Raw genomic sequence first — 19,536 nt, forward strand, 5'->3', positions numbered from 1 at the left:
ATGACACATCCATCGACATTCGAAGATGATGACCAGATTCAATTCAACAACACATCCCTGGCCTTTCGCATGCTCGGAAATCATAACCTCGTTCTAGGGGCGGTGATTTTCGGGGTGGTGGCAGTGCTGGCGGTGATCCTGCCGCTGGTCCTGAACCTCGAGCCACTTAGCGTATCGCCGAGGGATCGCCTCCAACCCCCTTCGTTTGAACATATTCTGGGAACAGACCAGTTCGGCCGCGATCTTCTGGCGCGGTTGATCTACGGGGCGCAGACGTCACTCATGCTCGGCGCTTCCGTGGCGTTTTCATCAGTATTTCTTGGAACGGTTGTCGGTATCCTGTGCAGCTTTTCGAGCTTGATCGACAATATTCTCATGCGGATCTGCGATGGCGTCATGGCCATTCCGGCCATTCTTCTGGCTGTCGCACTCACCGCCTCCCTTGGTCCGAACGTGACCAATCTGGTAATTGCGCTCACCATCGTGTTTACGCCGAACGTCGCGCGTATTGTTCGATCCAAGACCTTGTCCCTGAAGTCTGAACCCTTTGTCGAGGCGAGCGTCGCATTCGGCGCCAGGCTGCTTTATATCATGTGGCGGCACATCCTGCCGAACACCTTGTCGGTCCTCGTTGTTCAGGCCACCTTTATCTTCGCCGATACGATTATTGTCGAAGCTGCGCTCAGTTTTCTGGGGGCAGGCATGCCCGCCCCGGAACCCAGTTGGGGGAATATCCTCTATGAAGGCAAATCCGTCATAACCCGTTTCCCGTGGATGGTGGCGTTCACCAGCATGGCGTTGGTCTTCACGGTGATCGGTCTCAATCTGATCGGTGACGGACTTCGTGATTTGCTGGACAAGAGCACTTTGCGAGCATCCCGCGAGAATATGTTGCAGCGGCTTTTCTTCCCAGCCGCAAAGAAGTTGGAAAGAGCATGACACCTGTGACGCATCCCTTGGAGTTTCGAAATCTCAGTGTCGCTTTCAACCACGGCGGGCGCACGCTGACGGTTGTGGACAATGTCAGTCTCCAGCTTGAAAAGGGAGAGATCCTCGCAATTGTGGGTGAAAGCGGGTCTGGAAAGTCTCTGACGGCGAGAACGGTGTTGGGGCTGGAGCCGGACAATGCCATCACGAGCGGTGAAGTCATTCTTCAGGGCCGCGACGTGTTGAAAGCATCCGCATCGCAGTTGCGGAAAATCCGTGGCTCGGATGCGGCAATGATCTTTCAGGAGCCGTCATCGGCCTTGAACCCCCTGTTTCAGGTCGGCTGGCAAATCGAAGAAGGCTTGCGTGCCCATGGCATGACGGATGCGGCTCAACGGCGGGCTTTGGCGCTCGACATGTTGCGCAGTGTTGAAATCCCCGACCCGGAGCGGCGCATTGATTATTTCCCGCACCAGCTCTCCGGCGGTCAGAAGCAGCGTGTCGTTATCGCCATGGCGCTGGCGCTCGATCCGTCGGTCATTATCGCGGATGAGCCCACGACGGCGCTGGATGTGACCGTTCAGGCGGAAATCCTGGCGCTGCTGCGCAAATGCCGGGATGAACGCGATACCTCGATCATCCTGATCACGCACAATATGGGTGTCGTTGCCGATCTCGCGGATCGGGTGGCGGTGATGTATCAGGGCCGTGTCGTGGAGCTTGCCCCTGTCCACGATCTTTTTGCCCGGCCGCAACACGCGTATACCCGAAAGCTGCTCGCCGCCGTTCCAAAGTTGTCGGGTGCAACCGCGCAAATCGCCGAGCCGGACGTCTCTGTTCCTGAGGCAGATACGTTGATCAGACTCGAAAATCTCGAGGTGACATTTGGACGTGGCCGCAGCGCCTTTCATGCCGTGCGCGGCGTGTCCTTCGAAATCAGGCGGGACAAGGTCTTTGGCCTCGTTGGGGAAAGCGGGTCTGGCAAAAGCACGCTTGCGCGCTCTCTCGTCGGCTTGTCGCCGGTGTCCGGTGGCAAGCTCACGATGTTCGGCCAGGAGTTTTCCGCCGGGACGACGCGTCTGCCTCGCGAAATGCGCCGCAAGATCGGCTTTGTCTTTCAGGATCCGGCGACGTCGTTCAATCCCCACATGACGGTGTTCGAATGCATCGCGGAACCCATGCGCATGCACGGGCTGGATCGCGACACGGCGCACGTCAGGAAACGGGTCGAAGAGCTTCTCGATCAGGTTCAGCTCGCCCGGAGCATGGCCGGTCGCTACCCTTACGAGCTCTCTGGCGGTCAGCGCCAAAGGGTCGGGATCGCGCGGGCGCTGGCATTGAAGCCGGAATTGGTGATTGCGGATGAACCGACCTCTGCGCTGGATGTGTCGGTGCAGGCCCGCGTGCTGGACATGTTTCAGGAGCTGCAATCGGAACTCGGATTTGGCGCGCTCTTTATCAGCCATGACCTGAGCGTCGTCGAACAGGTGTCTGACAGCGTCGGCGTGCTCAAGAATGGTCTTTTGGTGGAATCCGGCAGTGCCGACCAGGTTCTGAACAACCCGCAAGACGCCTACACCCGCCGTCTGGTCAATGCCGTGCCAATTCCGGACCCGGTGCAGCAAGCCGAATTGCGCGCCCGGCGGCTTCTGGCGGATGCCGCTCCGGCATGACCGCCGGCAGGCGGTGGCCGTCACGTCTGCCCCGCTCGCGCATATACAGCCCATACTGAGGACGACATGAAACGCATTCACAAGATCAGCAATATTCCGGCGCGTGACTGGCGCGATTGCCCCGACAAAGACACATACGGCTTCACCGCCGAGGTTGCAGATGCCGCGACGCAAGCGCTCGATCGCCTCGTGACAACATCCTTCATCGCGATTGCCGGCGGCGACGTTCTTTATGACTACGGGGATGTCAGCCAGGTCAGCTATTGCGCGTCCGTGCGCAAGAGCATCCTGTCCATGCTCTATGGCATCTACGTCGAGCGCGGTGTGATCGACCTGCATGCGACGATGACAGACCTTGGCATAGACGAGAATGAGGGCCTGCTGGATATCGAAAAGACCGCCACCCTGCGCGACCTCATCACCTCCAGTTCAGGCGTATATCATCCTGCCGGAAGCCCCGGTGGTGACACCAAGGGCATTCCGGAGCGCGGCAGCAAGGTTCCGGGAAAGCACTTCTTCTACAACAACTGGGATTTCAATGTTCTGGGCGCCGCCTTTGAAAAGCTGACCGGCAAGAGCGTGTTCAAGGCCTTCGAGGAGCATCTTGCAGGGCCTCTCGGGCTTCAGGATTTCGATATCAACCGGCAGCGTATGCTCGGGTATCCGGATGCCTCGAGGTACTATGCCTATCACATGTTCCTGTCCGCGCGCGATCTGGCGAGGATCGGGCATCTGATGACCCGCGGAGGGCGCTGGGACGACCAGCAATTGATCCCCCCCAACTGGGTGACCGAAAGCACCAGCATGTTCACCGCCGCGCGCGATATGGACAATCGAATGGAGCGCATCGCGGGCTACAGTTACCTGTGGTGGCTGCCCGATGTGCCGGCAGGCAAACCGTGGTGGCGAGGGTCGTTTTTTGCCGTCGGAAACTTTGGTCAGTACGCACTGTGCCTGCCTGCTCTGGATATGACCTTCGTCCATCGGCACGCGATCACGGACGAGCAGGCCATCGGCCGGAACCAGGGCACCTTCCATGGCGAGCTGGCCACCGTGACGATGCAGGAATTTCTGGCCGTCTGCGATATTTTCACCGACGAAGTGGGGCCCATGGTCTGGTCCCGCTGATCTCATCCGGGCGTCGTTGATTACTGACAGGAAGCCGAGCGTGCCTTGACCCGCCCCACGCGAAACCCCTCACCGTGATGTAGAGTCTGCACCAACTCTGAAGGATCAGACACATGAGCAAGAGCCGTTTCACCGAGGCGCAAATCATCGGAATGATTTAGGAGCAGGAAGAAGGGATGCCGTCCGTCGCCTAGGGTCAGGACTCGTTCTCTCTCAAAGCCAGAAGATCACGGTCGCAGCGAGTGCGATCGCTGAGAAGAAGGTCTTTGGGCATCGGTCATAACGGGTCGCCACCCGTCTCCAATCCTTGAGCCTGCCGAACATGATCTCGATCCGGTTGCGACGCTTGTACCTGCGCTTGTCGTACGGGACGGGCGTCTTCCGTTTCGTCCGGCCCGGGATGCAAGGGCGTATCTTCTTGTCTTGCAAGGCTTCTCTGAACCAGTCGGCATCGTAGCCGCGATCTCCGAGCAGCCATTTCACGTCTGGCAGCCCGCCGACCAGCGCACGCGCCCCGATGTAGTCGCTGACGGGGCCGGCAGTCAGGAACAGGTCGATGGGCCGGCCATGGCTGTCGCAGACGGCGTGCAACTTCGTGTTCATGCCTCCCTTCGTCCGGCCAATCAGCCGTCCACGCCCCCCTTTTTCACGCCCAGGCTGGACGCCGTGCGATGGGCCTTCAGATGAGTTGCGTCGATCATCACGGTCGTCTCCTCACCATGCTCGCCCGCCAGCCCGGCCATGATCCGGGCGAAGACGCCTCTATCGCTCCACCGCTTCCAGCGGTTGTAGAGTGTCTTGTGCGGGCCGTATTCCCTTGGCGCATCTCGCCACCGCAATCCATTGCGATTGATAAAGATAATACCGCTCAGAACGCGCCGGTCATCAACCCGGGGCTTGCCGTGCGACTTGGGGAAGTAAGGCTCCAGACGCGCCATCTGCGCATCGCTCAACCAGTAGAGATCAGACATGTTCACCGCTCGTTTTCGAACGGTGAATCACGCTCGCTCAACCAAATCAATGGGTCCTGAACCTAGCTGACAGCCATCAACCATTTCCGGATACGCGTGCGCGCATTCGCGTAGGGTGACGAAGTATTGAACTGGATCATCCGGCCCTTCGTCCACTTGCCATACCAAGGGCTGCCATAAAGCTCGTCATGCGTCCGGGATGAAATGGTTTCAACCAGCCTGTGGTTGACTGCAGCAAGGCGGATCAGGAGGTTCTGCCAGTCAAGATGCTGATAATCTGCATAGAACTTCTGGGCCAGCAAGCCGAGTTGATTCCATTTGAAGCCGGTTTCGGGAAACTCCACGACCTCACCACGGTCATCCCGCTCCAACCATCGCAAAACGAGTTCATTCCAGCCAAGCAGATAGGCCACCAGATCGGCGGGGCTCATCATCGTTCCAGCGGCATGTCCTTCCATTGAGGCCGTGCGTGCAAGCTCCGGTGGAACACGCTCCAGGTCAGATATCAGGTTGCCGAATGTCTTTGAAATTGCATCCAGAAGTTCTGTTTTCGATGCAGGCACGCCCATCGTGTTTCCTTACTCTTCTTCGAAGAGGATAGGCCCAACGCGCGTCGTCGCCAATGAGGGGAACGGGCTCGGAGCAGACTTGCGGCGACGCACCGAGCCGAACACCTGGCGGGACGCAGCGCCCGCCGCTCGCGGCCCCGAGCTGACATTCGAACCGGACGATTCTCCAAGGCCGATCCCGGCCCACTGCGGACATTCATTGAGCTACTCCCCATCTCTTGGACAGTATCTGGCGTAAATTAAGCTACTCGTTGCACCTGCTGACCGGGTTGGTTGATATCATTTCTCTGCCAATAGACCAGCGCCGGTGGCTTGCCGCCGAGGGCTGAGTGAGGGCGCTGGTGGTTGTAGAAGGTCATCCATTTCCGGATCACCGCCTTCGTTTCCGATCCTGTCTCCCAGGCATGCAGGTAGACGCACTCGTATTTCAGGGTGCGCCACAGCCTCTCGATGAAGATGTTGTCGAGAAACCGGCCTTTCCCATCCATCGAGATCTTCACGCCCGACCGGCGGAGCCGATCCGTCCAAGCGAAGGGCGTGAACTGAGAACCCTGATCCGTATTCATTATCTCGGGCGGGCCGAACTTGTGGATGGCCTCGTTCAGCGCCTCGACACAGAAGTCGGCCTCCAGCGTGTTCGAGATCCGCCAAGACAGAACCTTGCGGGTGTGCCAGTCCATGATCGCCACGAGGTAGAGGAACCCGCGCCGCATGGGTAGGTAGGTGATATCCGAGCACCAGACCTGGTTCGGACGCTCCACCCGCAGCCCTCTCAGCAGATATGGATAGGTCTTGTGGCCCTTTGCTGGCCTGCTGGTGTTGGGTTTCTGGTAAATCGGCATGAGCCCCATCAGGCGCATCAGCCGCCGTATCCGCTTCTCGTTCACCGGGTGTCCGTCGTTACGCAGGTGCCAAGTCATTTGCCGGACGCCGAAGAACGGGGTCTCCAAGAACTGCTCGTCGATCCCCCGCATCAGGCAGAGGTTCTGTTCGGTCTCGCCCTTGGGGGTGTAGTAGAAAGACGAGCGCGCGATCGACAGCAGCTTGCACTGCTGGCCGATCGATAGGTCCGGGTGGTCAGGCTCGATCATGCCGCGCCTCACTTCCCGCCCCAAGGCTTCAGCTTTCGTTCCAAAAAAGAGTTGGCCACCGCCAGCTCCCCGATCTTGGCGTGGAGCTCCTTCACCTGCTCCTCGTCAATCTCGGCCTTCTTGCGGCTCCCGCGCTCGAAAACGCCCGACGCGCCTTCGAGCAGGGCACGCTTCCATTGATGAATCATCGTTGGATGCACCCCGAACCGGCTCGCCAGCTCGGCCGCTGTCTCTTCACCCTTCAGGGCTTCCAGCGCGACCTTTGCCTTGAACTCAGGCGCGTGCTGCTTGCGTTTCGACATCTCTGATCTCCTTCTCGTCGAAGATCAGCAGACTGCAAATCGTAGCTTATGTCAGTGTCCGAATTTCGGGGGGCAGCTCACAAGGACATCGCTGGCTTCGACGTCTCCGCCAGCGAGATCAACGAAACTACGGTGCGCCAGCTGCACCGTGGCGAGTTCATCAAAGCCACTGAGAACATTGTACTCATTGGGGCCCCGGCACGGGAAAACCCATGTCGCGACGGTCCTCGGCGTTCAGGCGGTCGAACATCGTCGTCGAAAGGTAGGCTTCTTCTCGACCATCGAACTGGTCAATACGCTCGAGCAGGAAAAGGCCAAAGACAAGGCCGGCCACCTGGCCGAGACGCTGACGCGCTTCGACCTCGCGATCCTGGATGAACTGGGCTACCTGCAGTGCAGCACATCAGGGCGTGCGCTGCTCTTCCATCTCCTGAGCAAACTGTACGAGCGCACCAGTGTGGCCATCACCACCAACCTCAGCTTCTGCGAATGGACCACCATCTTCGGTCCCTCTCGTTACATTGTTTCACAATGCACTGCCGGGCAGTGGATGGCAAGATGACCACCGCGCTGCTCGACCGCCTCACCCACCGCTGCCACTTCAAGGCTCGCACCGAGGCCGCAACCCGGAAACCGAAGGAGGCCACGCTTGTCTTGACCCAGCCGTTAACTGATCCGCATAACTCAAAAGGTGGGTCAGTTCTCGATGGAAACCCCGGGTCAGGTCTTCGTGGGAATCAACAGCTGTGTCGCTCGGCGAGAGTCGCTTTTGCAGGACATTCGACATTCAGAGGACCCTGGCGCGAAAGCGTCATGGTTTTTCGCTTCAGTTGGCTGCGTGGGCTTTGCGATAGCGCGGGACCTTTGTGGTCGATGAAACTAAGACGTCAATTACCCAGGTGAGCTGCAGGGACGCCGTCGCCTCAAGGCGCTTCACCACCTTCGGCAGCGTTCGACGCGAGTGGCCGTGCGTTTGATCCGTCGGAAAGCGTTTGCTTGAGGAGGTGAACCGCGTCTGCAATGTCCGCGTGGATCGCAAGCCCCAGGGCGTCGGCATCGCTCCGCCTGATCGCTTCGATCGCCATCAGATGCTTGTCGACGATATCGGATTTCTCTTCCATGCTGAAGACGCTGCGCATGAATGGTCCAAATTGCATCCAGACACTTTCCAGCAGCGGTACCAGCACTTCTGACTCACCGGCCCTGTAGAGCGTAAAGTGAAACTGGTAGTTCTCTCTCATGTACGCACCGGCATCGCCCGTCATATAGCTTTGGTTCATGCGCTCGTCGCAGGCTTGCAGATCCGCGATCTTCTCAGGCGTCATAAAGGGGAGGGCGCGCATGGCGCAAAGTGGTTCAAGCTGCCGGCGCGCCTGCATCAGCTCTTCGAAACGATGTGCGGTCAGCGCCGGAACGCAGATGCGGCCATTGCGCTGCACCTCAAGCGCCCGTTCCCCCACAAGACGCGTGATCGCCCCGCGGACAGGCATCAGCCCCACCCCCATCGTCTGGCTGATCGCCCGTGCGCTTACATTCGTGCCGGGCGAGAACTGGCCGGAGATAAGCTGCTCTCGCAAGGTCTGGTAAATCTGTTGGTGCTGGGTCGAGATGTCTCGCATTCGGTCCTGCCATTGCGACGGGGGGGGGTGAAGATTGCGGTGCCAGTCTGAGCTTTGCCGGACAGGGAAAGTCCGAGAGGTCAGCGAGCCTAGCCAAGCATGACGAGCTTTGCCACGTCGGTCAGCCGCCGGGTGCGGCGACCAGCGGTTTGCTGCGGGCGGCCTGAGCATCCATCATCCCGCAGATCAGGTCGCCGCTTCAGATCGTGTTGCCGAAATAGTCGAACTCTTCCGCCGTGACCTGCGCCATGAAGCGGTCGTATTCCGATTGCCGCAGGGCCAGGAACACATGCGCCATTTTCTCGCCCAGGGCATCCCTGACGAAGGTGGAACCCGCCGCGCGCGCGATGGCCGCCGCCCAGTCCTTTGGCAGGACATGGTCGCTTTCCGCCTCGTAGGAGGTCGCTTCGGCGTCGGGCGTCAGATTGTCCCGGATGCCTTCGTACATCCCGGCAAGCACGCTTGCAGCGACAAGGTAGGGGTTGGCATCGACCCCGGCCGTGCGGTGTTCGATATGGCGGCTGGCCGCGGGCCCGGCGGGCACACGTATCGCCACGCTGCGGTTGTTGCGGCCCCAGGTGGCGGCGGTGGGCGCATAGCTGTTGCGACCGAACCGGCGCCAGGAATTGATGTTGGGCGCAAAAATCAGCATCGACTCCGCCAGCCTCTTTTGCAGTCCGGCGACCGCGCTCAAGAGCAGCGGTGCAAGCTCGTCGCCCGTGTCCGCCATCAGGTTCGTGCCCGCCTTGTCCGTCAGGCTGGTGTGCAGATGCATGCCTGATCCGGAGCACCCGGCAAAGGGCTTGGCCATGAAATTGGCGCGCATCCCGTGGCGGATCGCAAGGCCCCGCACCAGCCGTTTCAGCATGATCAGATCGTCCGCCGCGCGCAGGCCGCTGCTTCGGTGGCGTAGGGTCAGCTCGTACTGCCCGGGCGCATATTCGGAGATCATGGTCTCGACCGGCAGGCCCTGCACCTCGGCATGGGCATAGAGCTCGGCGATGAAGGTCTGCAGATTGTCGAGCGGATCGAGACTGTAGACCTGATTGGTGTGGTTCAGGTCGCCCGTGATCGGCATCCGCGCGGCCTGCGGGCGGCCATATGCGTCGCGGGCGGCATCCAGCAGGTAGAATTCCAGTTCGAAGGCCATGACGGGCGTCATGCCGATCCGGTCGAGCGCCTCGATCTGCCGCGACAACGCGTGGCGTGGATCGGCGTCCATGCGCGTACCGTCAAGCTCGTACAGGCTGACCCGCACCTCGCCCCGTTTCGGAGAGGTCCAGGGCAATTCGACCAGCGAGCCGGAAATGGGCCATGCTCTGCGGTCCGCGTCGCCGTCATCCCAGACCAGCCCGGTTTCGTCCACGTCTTCGCCCGTGACGTCGAGCCCGAGGATCGAGCCCGGCAGGTGCCGTCCGGACCGGTAAAGGCCCAGCAGTTCATGTCGCCGGATGATCTTGCCGCGCGCGATCCCGTTGGGGTCGATCAGCACAAGGTCAAAGGCCGCAATATCGGGGTGTTTGGCCAGAAACGCCTCTGCCTCTTCGATCGGCGCGGCCTCGGTCGGTCTGGTGTCGGTCATCACACCTCCTCCTGCGCGACAAGGCGGGTCAGCACCGTTTGGAAACCGTCCAGCAACCCTTCGATCTGGGCGTCGGTTGTGGTCGGCGCGACCAGAACCATGTTGTGGAACGGCGTTACGAGGTACCCTTGGTTGAGCAGCCCGATGTGCAAGGCGTGCTGGATGTCGTCAATTGCGGCTGCGCGCGATTCTTCTGCATTGCGAACGGGCTTGGCGGAAAAGACGATTTCAAGCCGCGCGCCAACGCGGCTGATATGCCAGGGCAGCCCCGCGGCCCTGATCGCGTCGGTGAACCCGTGTTCCAAACGGTCGGCATGCCGGCTCATTGTGGCGTAGGCCTCTGCCGTCATGACCTCCGACAGGCAGGCGCGCAGGCAGGCGATCTGCAACGTGCTGCCCGACAGGGTTGTGCCGATGCCGGAATGGCCGATGCCGCTCATCCCTGCGCGGATCTCGGACAACGCCTGCGCCACCTTGCGCGACATGCCCCAGATGGCCACCGGCACGCCGCCGCCGACGGGCTTGCCGACGACGAAGATGTCCGGATCCAGCCCGTGGACGGCTGTATAGCCCCCCAGGCCCGTCGAAATCGTGTGTGTTTCGTCGATGTGAAGCAAGGTGCCCGAGGCGCGGGTCAACGCGCGCAACGTTTGCAGGTAGCCATCGTCCGGCAGGATCATGCCGCAGTTGGTCATCACGGGTTCGGCCAGAACGACGGCGATCTCATGGGTTTCCAGCGCCGCCTCCAGCGCCGCGACGTCGTTGAACGGGATGCTGACCGTCGTCGTGGTGACATCGACGGCCTGGCCGAGCAGGTTCTTGCGAGCCACCGTCCTGCCGTCCTCGAAATCGACGAGGGTTTCGTCGACTGCGCCGTGATAACACCCGTCGAACACAAGGACCTTCTTGCGTCCCGTCACGGCGCGGGCGACCCGGATCGCAAACCGGTTGGCATCGCTCGCGGTGGTCGCGATCTGGAAGACAAAGGGACCGAAACGGTCGGACAGAAGCTTGCCGACCTCTGCCGCTTCGCCTGAGGGAAGCATCGTCGTCAGGCCGCGTTGGGCCGACCGGCTCAAGGCGTCGACAATGGGCCGCGGCGCGTGGCCGAACATCGCGCCGGTATCGCCAAGACAGAAATCGACAAGTTCGTTGCCGTCGATGTCGGTCAGGATGCTGCCCGAGGCGCCAGCAACGGCAAACGGGAACGGCATCGGCCAATCGCGCATCCAGTACTGCGGCACCTGATCGTAGAAGCCCGGCTCCGGGTTGTCGAACATGGCTTTGCTTTGCGGCCGCCGCGATGCGTAGAGGCCGGCCTCGCCCTCGGCCATAGCGCGTGCTCTTGAGCAGAGCGTCGACAGCGTAAGATCCGTTGCAAGAGGACGGGCGATTTCCTGGGGGCTCATGGTGGTCGTCATACCCTTAATGTGATAACTATTTCTCTTCTCATGATCCGTGTGCCCAGATTTCGCCATATAATACAAGATATTTTTCCAGGCCCCTGGAGTTTGAGACAACCTAAACCATAAAAGTCATCACAATCGGCATCACCCCTGAATCTTCGGACGCAAAGGGCGCACGCATGCCGGCGCCCCGACAACGGCCAGGGGCGGGTTTGGTTGAAACCGCTTCGGGTGCTACCAAGGAAGCCGCGATCGGGGTTTGTACGGCGACGAATTGGCCGGCTCGCGCTTCGGTCTTTTGGCGATCTCGCAAAACACCGCGCCGAAGCACCGCCGTTGTCTATCGTCACCGGCCAGAAGTTCGCTTAACGCACCGACGCATGACGGCTTCGAGCCCAAATTCACGGTTGTAAAACGAAGTGACGTTGCAGGCGCAGCAAAGGGTGGAACTGTTGTAAGCAGCTGCTTATGCGGAGCCGGATCAGCATCTCTCCAATCGAAAAAGCATGCTCATGCCTGCCATGTCGACCCCGCGGCCAGCCCGGTCGCGTCACACATCCCGGAAAGGATACGACATGACCAAACATCTTGTTCTCGCCCTGAGCCTCGCCCTCACGCCCGCCATTGCCTTTGCCATGCCCTCGGTCGGCGACGTGGTAGGCACAAATCCGGAAGACGCCACGGCGGCGCTCGCGAGCGCCGGATGCACCGTCGACGCGTTCGAGGCTGAGGACGGACAGATCGAGGCGAAGTGCCATGACGAGGCTTCCAATCGCTACGAGGTCTACATCGATCCCGCGTCCGGGGCCGTCACCAAGATCAAGTCCGAGGACTGATCCCATGTCGGATCATGTGGAAACGGGCGCCCACGCGGCGCCCGAGATCGCCCAACCCTGGGACCCGGTAGTGCGCCTGACCCATTGGAGCATCGCCGCCGCCGTCATTGCCAACGGTCTTCTGACCAAGCCCGGCGGCACGATCCACATCTGGATCGGCTGGGCCGCGATGGCCGTGCTGGCGCTCCGCGTCGTCTGGGGCCTGATCGGCCCGGCCGAGGCACGGTTCGCCTCGTTTCTTCCCGATCCCCGCGCGGCGCTGAGCCATCTTGCCGACCTGATGCGCGGACGCCCGCGCGAACATGCCTCGCACAATCCGGCTGGAGCGATAATGGTCTACGCGCTCTGGGCCTGTCTTTCGGTGGTGATCGGCACCGGCCTTGTCATGACCGGCGGCAAGAGCCCCATCACCATTGCCGAGGAGAAGGCAGCCGTCGCCGCGGGTGACTGGTCGGTTCTGGTCACTGAGAACGCCGGCGACGGACACGGCGACGAAGACGGACTTGGCGATGTCGCGGAAGAGGTGCATGAAGTGACGGCGAACCTGATGCTGCTACTCGCCCTGATACACGTTGCGGGCGTCGTGGTAGAAAGCCGCGCGCTTGGCCGCAATCTGGTCCGCGGGATGGTAACCGGACGGCGGAGGTGATGTGACCGGGGAGAGCCTGACCCAGGCGAAGCTGAAGCGGCGCCAGCTCGGCCTCGCCGGGGTGATCGTCCTGCAATGCATCGCGGCCGTGTTCTTCGTCGGTGACGTGGTGGTGGATCTCGTTTACACGCCGCTGGCTGAGCATTCCCTTCTGGAGATGCTCGTGACGCTGGCTCTCATCGTCGGGATCGTTCTCAACGCATGTCAGCTGCGACGCATGATGGAACGGATGCAGGTGCAGGACAGGGCCCTGGACACTGCGCGAGGCGACCTTGCGCGGATCATAGAGACACAGTTCGACACTTGGCGCCTGACTCCTGCTGAACGCGACGTGGGACTTCTGGCGCTAAAGGGCCTCGACGCCGCCGAAATTGCGGAGATTCGGGGCGCCGCGAAGGGCACGGTCCGAGCGCAGCTTACACGGATCTACGCCAAGGCCGGCGTCTCGGGCCGCGCCCAATTCGCGGCGTGGTTCGTCGAGGATCTTCTCGACGGCGGGCTCGGGATTGCGGCCTCTCACCCGAACGAACCGCCTTGACGATTAACAAGGCCTCCCTTCCGAGACAGGATGCTGCGCATTCGGCAGCTCGGGCGAGGACGACCGCTGCATGGTCGATCCTTCGGTATCCTCGCTTCTCTGCGACGTTGCTATCCTATCAACGGTTCTCGTTGCTTTGCAGGTCTGTGCTGCACGGACAGGGCAAAGGCAGCGCGTTCGGCGAAGCTCCGGCAACCGCTCTCCCCTTCGTGACACTTTGCGGCTGTAACAGAGATTGAGCCGTAGCGGCGAAAGGCAGGAAGCTCCGCGCAGCCGACCTTCATGTTCCTGGATTGCTGCGCGATGCATGAAGGGCTGGTTTGGTGAAACTGCCCGGCAGCGATAGCGTGCCCGGCGAATGTCCGGTGTGGGCCGGAAACGCAGTGCAGCGAGCTTCCGTCCTCCCTGGCAATGACGCGCGCGGGCCGAGCCAAGGTTGTAGCGAGGGTCTGGGCGGTTCTACCAACCTGACCGGTCTTCATCGAGATCTCCGGCGGACAGGATAGCTGACCGAAAAATCCTTTGCATGTTCCGAAATATGAATATGACCTTGTCGTGCGTCTTAAAGCCATGCTTCCAAACGTTTTTCCAGAACATGCAAATGAAATTCGGAACATGCAACGCGATTTGCATGTTCCGATGGGCCTGCGGACGCGTTAATCAGGCGCTTCTTGGCGCTAGGCTCCTTGTTTTGTTGATCTTCCGGACAACAGTTCGGTGAATGCTCTTGAAGCCTGATAGCGCTCGAAAATCTCATCCAGGCGCGTTTTTCGGGTTTACTGCAAGACACCCCTCGCAAGCCCGAACCGAGCCGCGATCTGCGCCGGAGCGCCTTATTTCTAAGGCCTATCGGGTCACTTCCGATCTCTTCCGGCTTCACTGCAAGAATGTGTGTCAACCAACATCCGCCGTCGCCGGGCGGCCCTTCTACCAGCGCAGTCGGTCGAACTTCAGCCACTGCATCGCGCCACAATGCGGGCACGGCACGAAGAACCGGCGCTGGTCGCTGGCCTCGTACTCGCGCTCGATCCGGCTCAACCCCCGGATCGTTGGCGTCGAGACCAGCAGCACCTTGCGCCGGTGGGCGAAGGTCAGCGACCGGGCTTCCGCCAGCGTGACCGGGTCGCCTTCCTCGTCGGCCGAAACCGGATAGGGGGGTCCACAGATTCCACGCCGGCGCTCTGCGAACCGCTCGGCGTAGCAGTTATCACAACCGGGTCCGACCTTGGTGCAGCCCGTCACCGGGTTCCACGTCGCGTCCGTCCATTCTATGTCTGACTTCTGGGCCAACTGCTAGCCTCACACTTTTTCGCAACGGTAACACGCGGTTGACTCAGCACTAAGCACGAACGATCGCTGTGGCGAGTGATCGCCAGCTGCAGCTGAACTGCGGCGCAGCGGACAGCGTTCGATCTCTGTTCCATCCGCCATCCAGATGGATTTACCAATTCGCTTGCATCACGGATTTCAAAAGATCACTTGAAAGCAAAGACTAGAGGCTGTTCACCGGAAACGCGGCGGTTAACAGGTCCGGAGAGTATCGGCCCTGAGAGACCGCCTTCGCGCCTTCTGACGCCACGACCAGTGCTCAGCCCCTCCCGAATAACCCTCGAAAACAACGGAAAAATCCGGCCGCAGCCGGATCGGGAGAACGCTTTCGCGGGGGCAAGTGGCGGAGAGGAAGGGATTCGAACCCTCGAGACGGTCTCCCGCCTACACACTTTCCAGGCGTGCGCCTTCGACCACTCGGCCACCTCTCCGCCGACGCGTCTATCAAAGGGCGACAGGCGGCTGCAAGCCGTTTCTCAACAATTTTCAATCGGGTTCTGCGGTTTTTTTGGATCGAGCGCGAGCGGGCTGGTCAACGCCACCGGCTATGTGGGGAAGATCGCCGGACACCTCACCCATTGTGTGCGCAGCCGGTGCGCGCCAGACGCACCGGGCAGGTTCAGCTTGAGACCTGTTCGCGCAGGATGGAGGCGGTCAGCGAGACCATCAGGTAGGCGCCCGCGAAGATCAGGAAGGCCAGGATCGTGTTCTCGAACTTGCGCGGATAGCTGGGGTCCTCCGAGGCCACCGGTGTCACCGAGGTGGTCATGTAGCGCGCCTGGCTGTCGGCTTCGCGCCGGGCAGTTTCCAGACGCTCCAGCGCGGTCTGCAGCATCAGGTCGCGCGTGGCCAGGTCTGCTTCGGCCAGCTTGATCTGGACGGCCATTTCCGCCAGCGACTGCTCGCCGGTCGTGGCGGTCGTCATCTCGGCATTCAGCGTCGCCAGCAAAGCCTCGAGCCGGCGGATATCGCCACGGGTCCCGTCAACCTTGGCCTGGTTCGGGCGCGAGTTGTCGAGCAGGGCCTGCAGTTGCAGCTTCTTCTCCTGAAGTTCCAGTTCTCGTGTGTTGATCTGGGCGCGGAGCGCGCCGATCCGGCCCTCGGGGTCGACGATGTTGCCTTCCTGCTGGAGACGCACGAGCTTTTCCTGCGCCTCGCGGCGGTCGGTCTCGGCCTTGTTGAGGTTCACGAGGGCCGAATCGACGGAGTCGTTGCGTTTTCGGGCGGTCAGGTTGTCGATGCGTTCTTCGGCATAGCCAATCAGTGCACGACTGAACTTTGCCGCCAGTTCGGGATCGGCCGCCGTCACTTCCATCTTGATGACGCCCTCAGTCGGATCGAAGCTGATCTGCACGCTCTTCTTGTAAAGCTTGTAAGCGTCTTCGTTAGAGGCGTCGGGATCGAGGCGCTGGATCGGGTCGATGGACGGCTGCGAGAAATGTTCCTTGAAGCCCTCGTCCTGTTCGAGACGCATCATGACTTCCTTCGACTGAAGGTAGCTTTGCGTGGCGATTGCGTCCTGGGCCGTGTCGAAGGCAGAGCCGCGAAGCAGGCTGGGCATGGCGGACCCTGCGCCGTCGTTCTTGAGGATCAGGAACTCCGACTTGGTCGCGTACATCGGGGTGGCGACGTTGTAGTAATAATACCCCATCACGATCGTCGGCAGCAGCACGAACACGGCGAGCCGGACCATGAGCAAGAGCGTCTTCTTGCGCCGCCGCTGCGCAAGGTCCTTCTGGATACGTTTGATTTCGACCGCTCGCCGCTCGGCGGGGCTGATCGTTTCCGTCGACGGAAGCTTGTTCTTCTCCACCTCGACGGTCTGGGGAAGCTGTACCTTGACCTGTTCCGGTTCCATCTTGGCGTCTGCGGGCTTGACCAGTTCCAGCATGTTGGTGCGCTGGAACGGGTCGATGCCGCGTGCGCGCAACAAACGCACCGCGTCGAAATCGGAGGTCGGTGCAAGGCCGTGTTTCTGCGCGACACGACGGGCCATACGCAACTGGCGTCCGGTCAGACCCTCGTGCCGGATCGCGTCCATGTCGGTTTCGCCCGCGACCTGCGCGGCAGAGGCCACGTCACCGCTGCGGGGGCCTTCAGAGGGGTGGGGCTGTGACTGCGCCTGCGCCGCCTGAGCGGTGGATGCGGTAGAGCCGGTTTGCGAGAACATCGGCCGCGACTGCGCCGTGGTGGTGGGACGCACCGAAGCCTCGACCTGTGCGCGGGTCTGCGACACGGCCTGTGTGGGTGCCTGCGATTGGGTCTGTTGCGCGGGCGGCCGCGCCGCGAGCCGTTCGCCGGCATCTGCGGGCGAGGCGGCCCGGGCGGGCCCGGGCGCCGGGCGGGGGGCGGGACGCGGCGCGCTCCCATCCTCCGCGGGACGGCGCGACAGGCTGGCCGTCGGCTGGGTGGGCGGCTGTTGCGCGCCGGAGACGGGGCGCGCCGGTGCTTCGGCCGCGATGCGGTCCGTGCCGGATGCGGGATCCGCCGAGGTCGTCGGCGACCTGCGGATCCTGAACTTCTTAGCCTTGGGTTTCGTAGTCATACAATTGCTTCGCTTCTTCCAAGGAATCGAACATATGAAGCTGACCGTCCATCAGGACCGCCGCCTTTTTCGCAAACTTTTCCAGGACCTTCGGTTGGTGCGATACGATGATGATCGTCGTCGTGCGCAGCCGTTCCGCAAGCAAGTCGCCGGCCTTCTGGTTGAACTCCGCGTCGGTAGAGTTCGGCATGCCTTCGTCGATCAGGTACATGTCGAAGTCCAGCGCCAGCATCAGGGCAAAGGTGAACCGCGCCCGCATACCGGACGAATAGGTGCCAATGGGTTGGTCGAAGTACTCCTTCAGACCGCAGAGCCACCGGCAGAAGCTTTCGACGTAGTCCGGATCGAGCCCGTACATCTTGGCGATGAACCGGGCATTTTCCTTCGCCGAGATCTTCGAGACGACGCCGCCCATGAAGCCCAGCGGAAAGGAGATCCGGCAGCCGCGCCGTATCTCTCCTTCATCAGGCTTTTCCAGACCGGCCATCATTCGGATGATTGTCGTCTTGCCCGTACCGTTTGGCGCGAGAATGCCAAGGGATTCACCCAGTTCGACACGGAACGACGCCCGGTCAAGGATCACCTTGCGCTGGGTGCCGGTCCAGAAGGACTTCGATACCATGTCGAATTCTAGCATTCAGGGCTGCTCCCCGTTTTCGCCCGTTATCCTCGTGGCGAGTTTGGATTTTATTAAAAAATGAATTTGGCCACATTATGACCCCGGCCTGAAACAAAGACAACGTACTCAACCTGTCACGCGCGAAGGTTTGAAACAGTCCGGGGGCGTTTCGGCGGGGCCTGCGCCTCTTTCCGTGTATCCGGAGCGTCCGGCGGCACCCGGGATGAAAAGATGCTCCCACGCTGGTGGCAGGCACAGGTGTGCGACGGATCTTTCGGCGCGCACGCGCGGGCGTCGCATCCACGGCTCACAAAGAAAAACGGCCGCCGGGATTTGCCGGCGGCCGTTGCGATGTCGCGCGCGATCTGACTTTTCAGAGCTCCTGTTTGGTCACCCTCGTGACCTTGCCGACGATGATCGAAACCACGGCAGCGAAGAAGCTGAAGAGTGCGCCCATCTTGGCTGCATCCTGCACCGGACCCGCGTCGAAGGCGACGGAGGCCACGAAGAGCGACACGGTAAAGCCGATGGCCGCAACGCAGCCGATCACCACAAGGTCGATGATCCTCATGCCTTCAGGGATGCCCAGCCCAAGCGGGCGCGCGGCGATCCAGCCGAAGATGAAGATGCCGACGGGCTTGCCGACCAGTAGCCCCGCGAGAACCAGCCAGGTCGCAGGCCCCATGGAAGAGAACTCCACACCTGCGTTCAGCAGTCCGAAGAAGAACAGGATGATCTCGACCGGGTATTTCAGCGCGTGTTCCATGGCGTTGAGCAGGTCGTGCAGGTGTTCCTCGGCTGCGGCGAACAGGCCGAAGGCGCGGTCGGCATGCGGAATGGCCGGCACGATGGGCAGCAAGCCGAGCGCCGGGTGCAGGCCGGACTTCATGAAGCCGTACCAGGAAACGCAGCCCGCGAGAGCGTAGGGCCAGAACGACAGCGTCTTGCGGACCCAGGTCGAAGTCGGGCGGTCCTGCTTGCCCACGTCCATCTTGCGGGGGAGCGAGTTGAAAGCGAAGAACGCCACGAGCGACGCACCCACGGACAACAACAACCACGCCGGCGCAAGATCGCCCGAGGGGTAGAAGATCGCCAGGATGATAAGGCCTGCGGCATCGTCGGCGATGGCCAGAAGCAGCAGGAAGCGCACAGCCGGGTGGCCCGCACCAAAGACCAGTCGCCCGACGAGGTAGCTGAAGGCGATGTCGGTTGCGGTCGGGATGGCCCAGCCGTTCGCCACGGCGCTGTAGGTTTCGGACCCCATTATCATCGCAAGCCCGAGGTAGACGGCAATCGGGCCGAACATGCCCCCAGCGGTGGCAAACAGCGGCGTCGCGGCCTTCTTGCCCCTGAGAGAGCCCTGTTCGAGGATCACCGCCTCCCAGACTTCCTTTGCCGCGATGGCGAAGAACAGCGCCATGAGCACGTCGTTGACGAGGTAGTGGAGGGTCAGCGTCCGGTGGCCGTCGTGGGGATGTCCGATGGGTGCGTGGTCCCAGATCACGAACTCCACGAAGTGGTGATAGGTGTCCGCCCAGTAGTGCGGCTGCCCGGCGACCGGTGCGATCACGTCGAGGTTGGCCCAGATCAGCGCGATGATGGCGCCGAAGATCAGCAGCAGCGAATAGCTCGCCAGAAAATTCCAGACGCGATACATGAGGCCCCTCTCCCGTTCCTGCGTTGGTATTTGGGGTTATCCGATTGCGCGCGGCGGGGCAACGCAGGCGGCGGCCAAAATTGCCCGTGCGTCAC

15 protein-coding genes, 1 tRNA gene and 2 pseudogenes are annotated in these 19,536 nt (G+C 61.4%); 7 read left to right on the forward strand and 11 right to left on the reverse strand.

The window, feature by feature from the left end:
- From ABFK29_RS04110 to ABFK29_RS04120, 3 genes are all read left to right on the forward strand, one after another.
- Positions 1–939 (forward strand): ABC transporter permease, encoded by a 939-nt coding sequence (locus ABFK29_RS04110; protein WP_198135670.1) that lies wholly within the window; start codon positions 1–3, stop codon positions 937–939.
- Positions 936–2,600 carry a dipeptide ABC transporter ATP-binding protein gene (locus tag ABFK29_RS04115; RefSeq protein WP_005854929.1) on the forward strand — a complete coding sequence of 555 codons (1,665 nt, stop codon included), beginning with the start codon at positions 936–938 and terminating at the stop codon, positions 2,598–2,600. The genes ABFK29_RS04110 and ABFK29_RS04115 overlap by 4 nt, the downstream gene beginning before the upstream one ends.
- Before the next feature lie 66 nt (positions 2,601–2,666).
- Positions 2,667–3,728 (forward strand): serine hydrolase domain-containing protein, encoded by a 1,062-nt coding sequence (locus ABFK29_RS04120; RefSeq protein ID WP_005854931.1) that lies wholly within the window; start codon positions 2,667–2,669, stop codon positions 3,726–3,728.
- Between the two features lie 213 nt (positions 3,729–3,941).
- On the opposite strand, the gene ABFK29_RS04125 is transcribed toward ABFK29_RS04120, so the two are convergent.
- The 3 genes from ABFK29_RS04125 to ABFK29_RS04135 form a co-directional block, all read right to left on the reverse strand.
- Positions 3,942–4,699 (reverse strand): IS5 family transposase gene (locus ABFK29_RS04125; RefSeq protein WP_085983406.1). Its coding sequence is split into 2 segments (ribosomal slippage): positions 3,942–4,378 and positions 4,378–4,699, totalling 759 coding nucleotides; the frame shifts between segments, so codons are not numbered across the junction.
- 62 nt (positions 4,700–4,761) lie between these two features.
- Positions 4,762–5,268 (reverse strand): ClbS/DfsB family four-helix bundle protein, encoded by a 507-nt coding sequence (locus tag ABFK29_RS04130; protein WP_005854941.1) that lies wholly within the window; start codon positions 5,266–5,268, stop codon positions 4,762–4,764.
- A gap of 239 nt (positions 5,269–5,507) precedes the next feature.
- Positions 5,508–6,661, reverse strand: a protein-coding gene (locus tag ABFK29_RS04135) for an IS3 family transposase (protein WP_232281494.1) whose coding sequence is annotated in 2 segments (ribosomal slippage) — positions 5,508–6,409 and positions 6,409–6,661 — 1,155 coding nt in all. Because the reading frame shifts where the segments join, the coding sequence is not laid out codon by codon here.
- A 66-nt stretch (positions 6,662–6,727) separates the two neighbouring features.
- Here ABFK29_RS04135 and ABFK29_RS04140 point away from each other — a divergent pair.
- Positions 6,728–7,306 (forward strand): annotated as a pseudogene (locus tag ABFK29_RS04140) (ATP-binding protein); the annotation flags it as partial.
- A 278-nt stretch (positions 7,307–7,584) separates the two neighbouring features.
- On the opposite strand, the gene ABFK29_RS04145 reads toward ABFK29_RS04140, so the two are convergent.
- The 3 genes from ABFK29_RS04145 to ABFK29_RS04155 all read right to left on the reverse strand — a co-directional run bounded on the left by ABFK29_RS04145 (position 7,585) and on the right by ABFK29_RS04155 (position 11,340).
- On the reverse strand, positions 7,585–8,280 hold the full coding sequence (locus ABFK29_RS04145; RefSeq protein ID WP_005854949.1) for a GntR family transcriptional regulator: 696 nt from the start codon (positions 8,278–8,280) through the stop codon (positions 7,585–7,587).
- A gap of 199 nt (positions 8,281–8,479) precedes the next feature.
- The gene (locus ABFK29_RS04150; RefSeq protein ID WP_005854951.1) at positions 8,480–9,862 is read right to left on the reverse strand and encodes a glutamine synthetase family protein; all 1,383 of its coding nucleotides are present in this window, start codon (positions 9,860–9,862) and stop codon (positions 8,480–8,482) included.
- Positions 9,862–11,340, reverse strand: coding sequence for a transaminase (locus tag ABFK29_RS04155; RefSeq protein ID WP_347100450.1), 1,479 nt, complete (start codon positions 11,338–11,340; stop codon positions 9,862–9,864). Before ABFK29_RS04155 ends, ABFK29_RS04150 begins: the two co-directional genes overlap by 1 nt.
- A 503-nt stretch (positions 11,341–11,843) precedes the next feature.
- Here ABFK29_RS04155 and ABFK29_RS04160 point away from each other — a divergent pair.
- The 3 genes from ABFK29_RS04160 to ABFK29_RS04170 are packed head-to-tail and all read left to right on the forward strand — an operon-like array spanning position 11,844 to position 13,291.
- Positions 11,844–12,104 (forward strand): PepSY domain-containing protein, encoded by a 261-nt coding sequence (locus ABFK29_RS04160; protein WP_005854954.1) that lies wholly within the window; start codon positions 11,844–11,846, stop codon positions 12,102–12,104.
- 4 nt (positions 12,105–12,108) lie between these two features.
- The gene (locus tag ABFK29_RS04165; RefSeq protein WP_005854955.1) at positions 12,109–12,753 is read left to right on the forward strand and encodes a cytochrome b/b6 domain-containing protein; all 645 of its coding nucleotides are present in this window, start codon (positions 12,109–12,111) and stop codon (positions 12,751–12,753) included.
- A 1-nt stretch (position 12,754) separates the two neighbouring features.
- Positions 12,755–13,291: a helix-turn-helix transcriptional regulator gene (locus ABFK29_RS04170; RefSeq protein ID WP_005854956.1), complete on the forward strand. Its 537-nt coding sequence runs from the start codon at positions 12,755–12,757 to the stop codon at positions 13,289–13,291.
- A 930-nt stretch (positions 13,292–14,221) separates the two neighbouring features.
- On the opposite strand, the pseudogene ABFK29_RS04175 reads toward ABFK29_RS04170, so the two are convergent.
- From ABFK29_RS04175 to ABFK29_RS04195, 5 genes and pseudogenes are all read right to left on the reverse strand, one after another.
- A pseudogene (locus ABFK29_RS04175) lies at positions 14,222–14,581 on the reverse strand (DUF5131 family protein); the annotation flags it as partial.
- A gap of 380 nt (positions 14,582–14,961) precedes the next feature.
- Positions 14,962–15,051, reverse strand: a tRNA-Ser gene (locus tag ABFK29_RS04180).
- 188 nt (positions 15,052–15,239) lie between these two features.
- Entirely contained in the window at positions 15,240–17,165 is a 1,926-nt protein-coding gene (locus ABFK29_RS04185; protein ID WP_005854958.1) for a capsule polysaccharide transporter, read from the reverse strand.
- Entirely contained in the window at positions 17,143–17,802 is a 660-nt protein-coding gene (locus ABFK29_RS04190) for an ABC transporter ATP-binding protein (protein ID WP_005854959.1), read from the reverse strand. The genes ABFK29_RS04185 and ABFK29_RS04190 overlap by 23 nt, the downstream gene beginning before the upstream one ends.
- 355 nt (positions 17,803–18,157) lie before the next feature.
- On the reverse strand, positions 18,158–19,441 hold the full coding sequence (locus tag ABFK29_RS04195; RefSeq protein ID WP_005854961.1) for a Na+/H+ antiporter NhaA: 1,284 nt from the start codon (positions 19,439–19,441) through the stop codon (positions 18,158–18,160).
- Positions 19,442–19,536 lie beyond the last annotated feature (95 nt).

The organism is Sagittula stellata E-37, from assembly GCF_039724765.1.
GTDB lineage: Bacteria > Pseudomonadota > Alphaproteobacteria > Rhodobacterales > Rhodobacteraceae > Sagittula > Sagittula stellata.

Bases quoted from the DNA above. Each gene is read 5' to 3' on its own strand.
- ABFK29_RS04155 (WP_347100450.1), bottom strand. From the start codon at position 11,340: ATGGCGAAATCTGGGCACACGGATCATGAGAAGAGAAATAGTTATCAC.
- ABFK29_RS04130 (WP_005854941.1), bottom strand. From the start codon at position 5,268: ATGGGCGTGCCTGCATCGAAAACAGAACTTCTGGATGCAATTTCAAAG.
- ABFK29_RS04110 (WP_198135670.1), top strand. From the start codon at position 1: ATGACACATCCATCGACATTCGAAGATGATGACCAGATTCAATTCAAC.
- ABFK29_RS04145 (WP_005854949.1), bottom strand. From the start codon at position 8,280: ATGCGAGACATCTCGACCCAGCACCAACAGATTTACCAGACCTTGCGA.
- ABFK29_RS04195 (WP_005854961.1), bottom strand. From the start codon at position 19,441: ATGTATCGCGTCTGGAATTTTCTGGCGAGCTATTCGCTGCTGCTGATC.
- ABFK29_RS04150 (WP_005854951.1), bottom strand. From the start codon at position 9,862: ATGACCGACACCAGACCGACCGAGGCCGCGCCGATCGAAGAGGCAGAG.
- ABFK29_RS04160 (WP_005854954.1), top strand. From the start codon at position 11,844: ATGACCAAACATCTTGTTCTCGCCCTGAGCCTCGCCCTCACGCCCGCC.
- ABFK29_RS04185 (WP_005854958.1), bottom strand. From the start codon at position 17,165: ATGACTACGAAACCCAAGGCTAAGAAGTTCAGGATCCGCAGGTCGCCG.
- ABFK29_RS04165 (WP_005854955.1), top strand. From the start codon at position 12,109: ATGTCGGATCATGTGGAAACGGGCGCCCACGCGGCGCCCGAGATCGCC.
- ABFK29_RS04190 (WP_005854959.1), bottom strand. From the start codon at position 17,802: ATGCTAGAATTCGACATGGTATCGAAGTCCTTCTGGACCGGCACCCAG.
- ABFK29_RS04115 (WP_005854929.1), top strand. From the start codon at position 936: ATGACACCTGTGACGCATCCCTTGGAGTTTCGAAATCTCAGTGTCGCT.
- ABFK29_RS04120 (WP_005854931.1), top strand. From the start codon at position 2,667: ATGAAACGCATTCACAAGATCAGCAATATTCCGGCGCGTGACTGGCGC.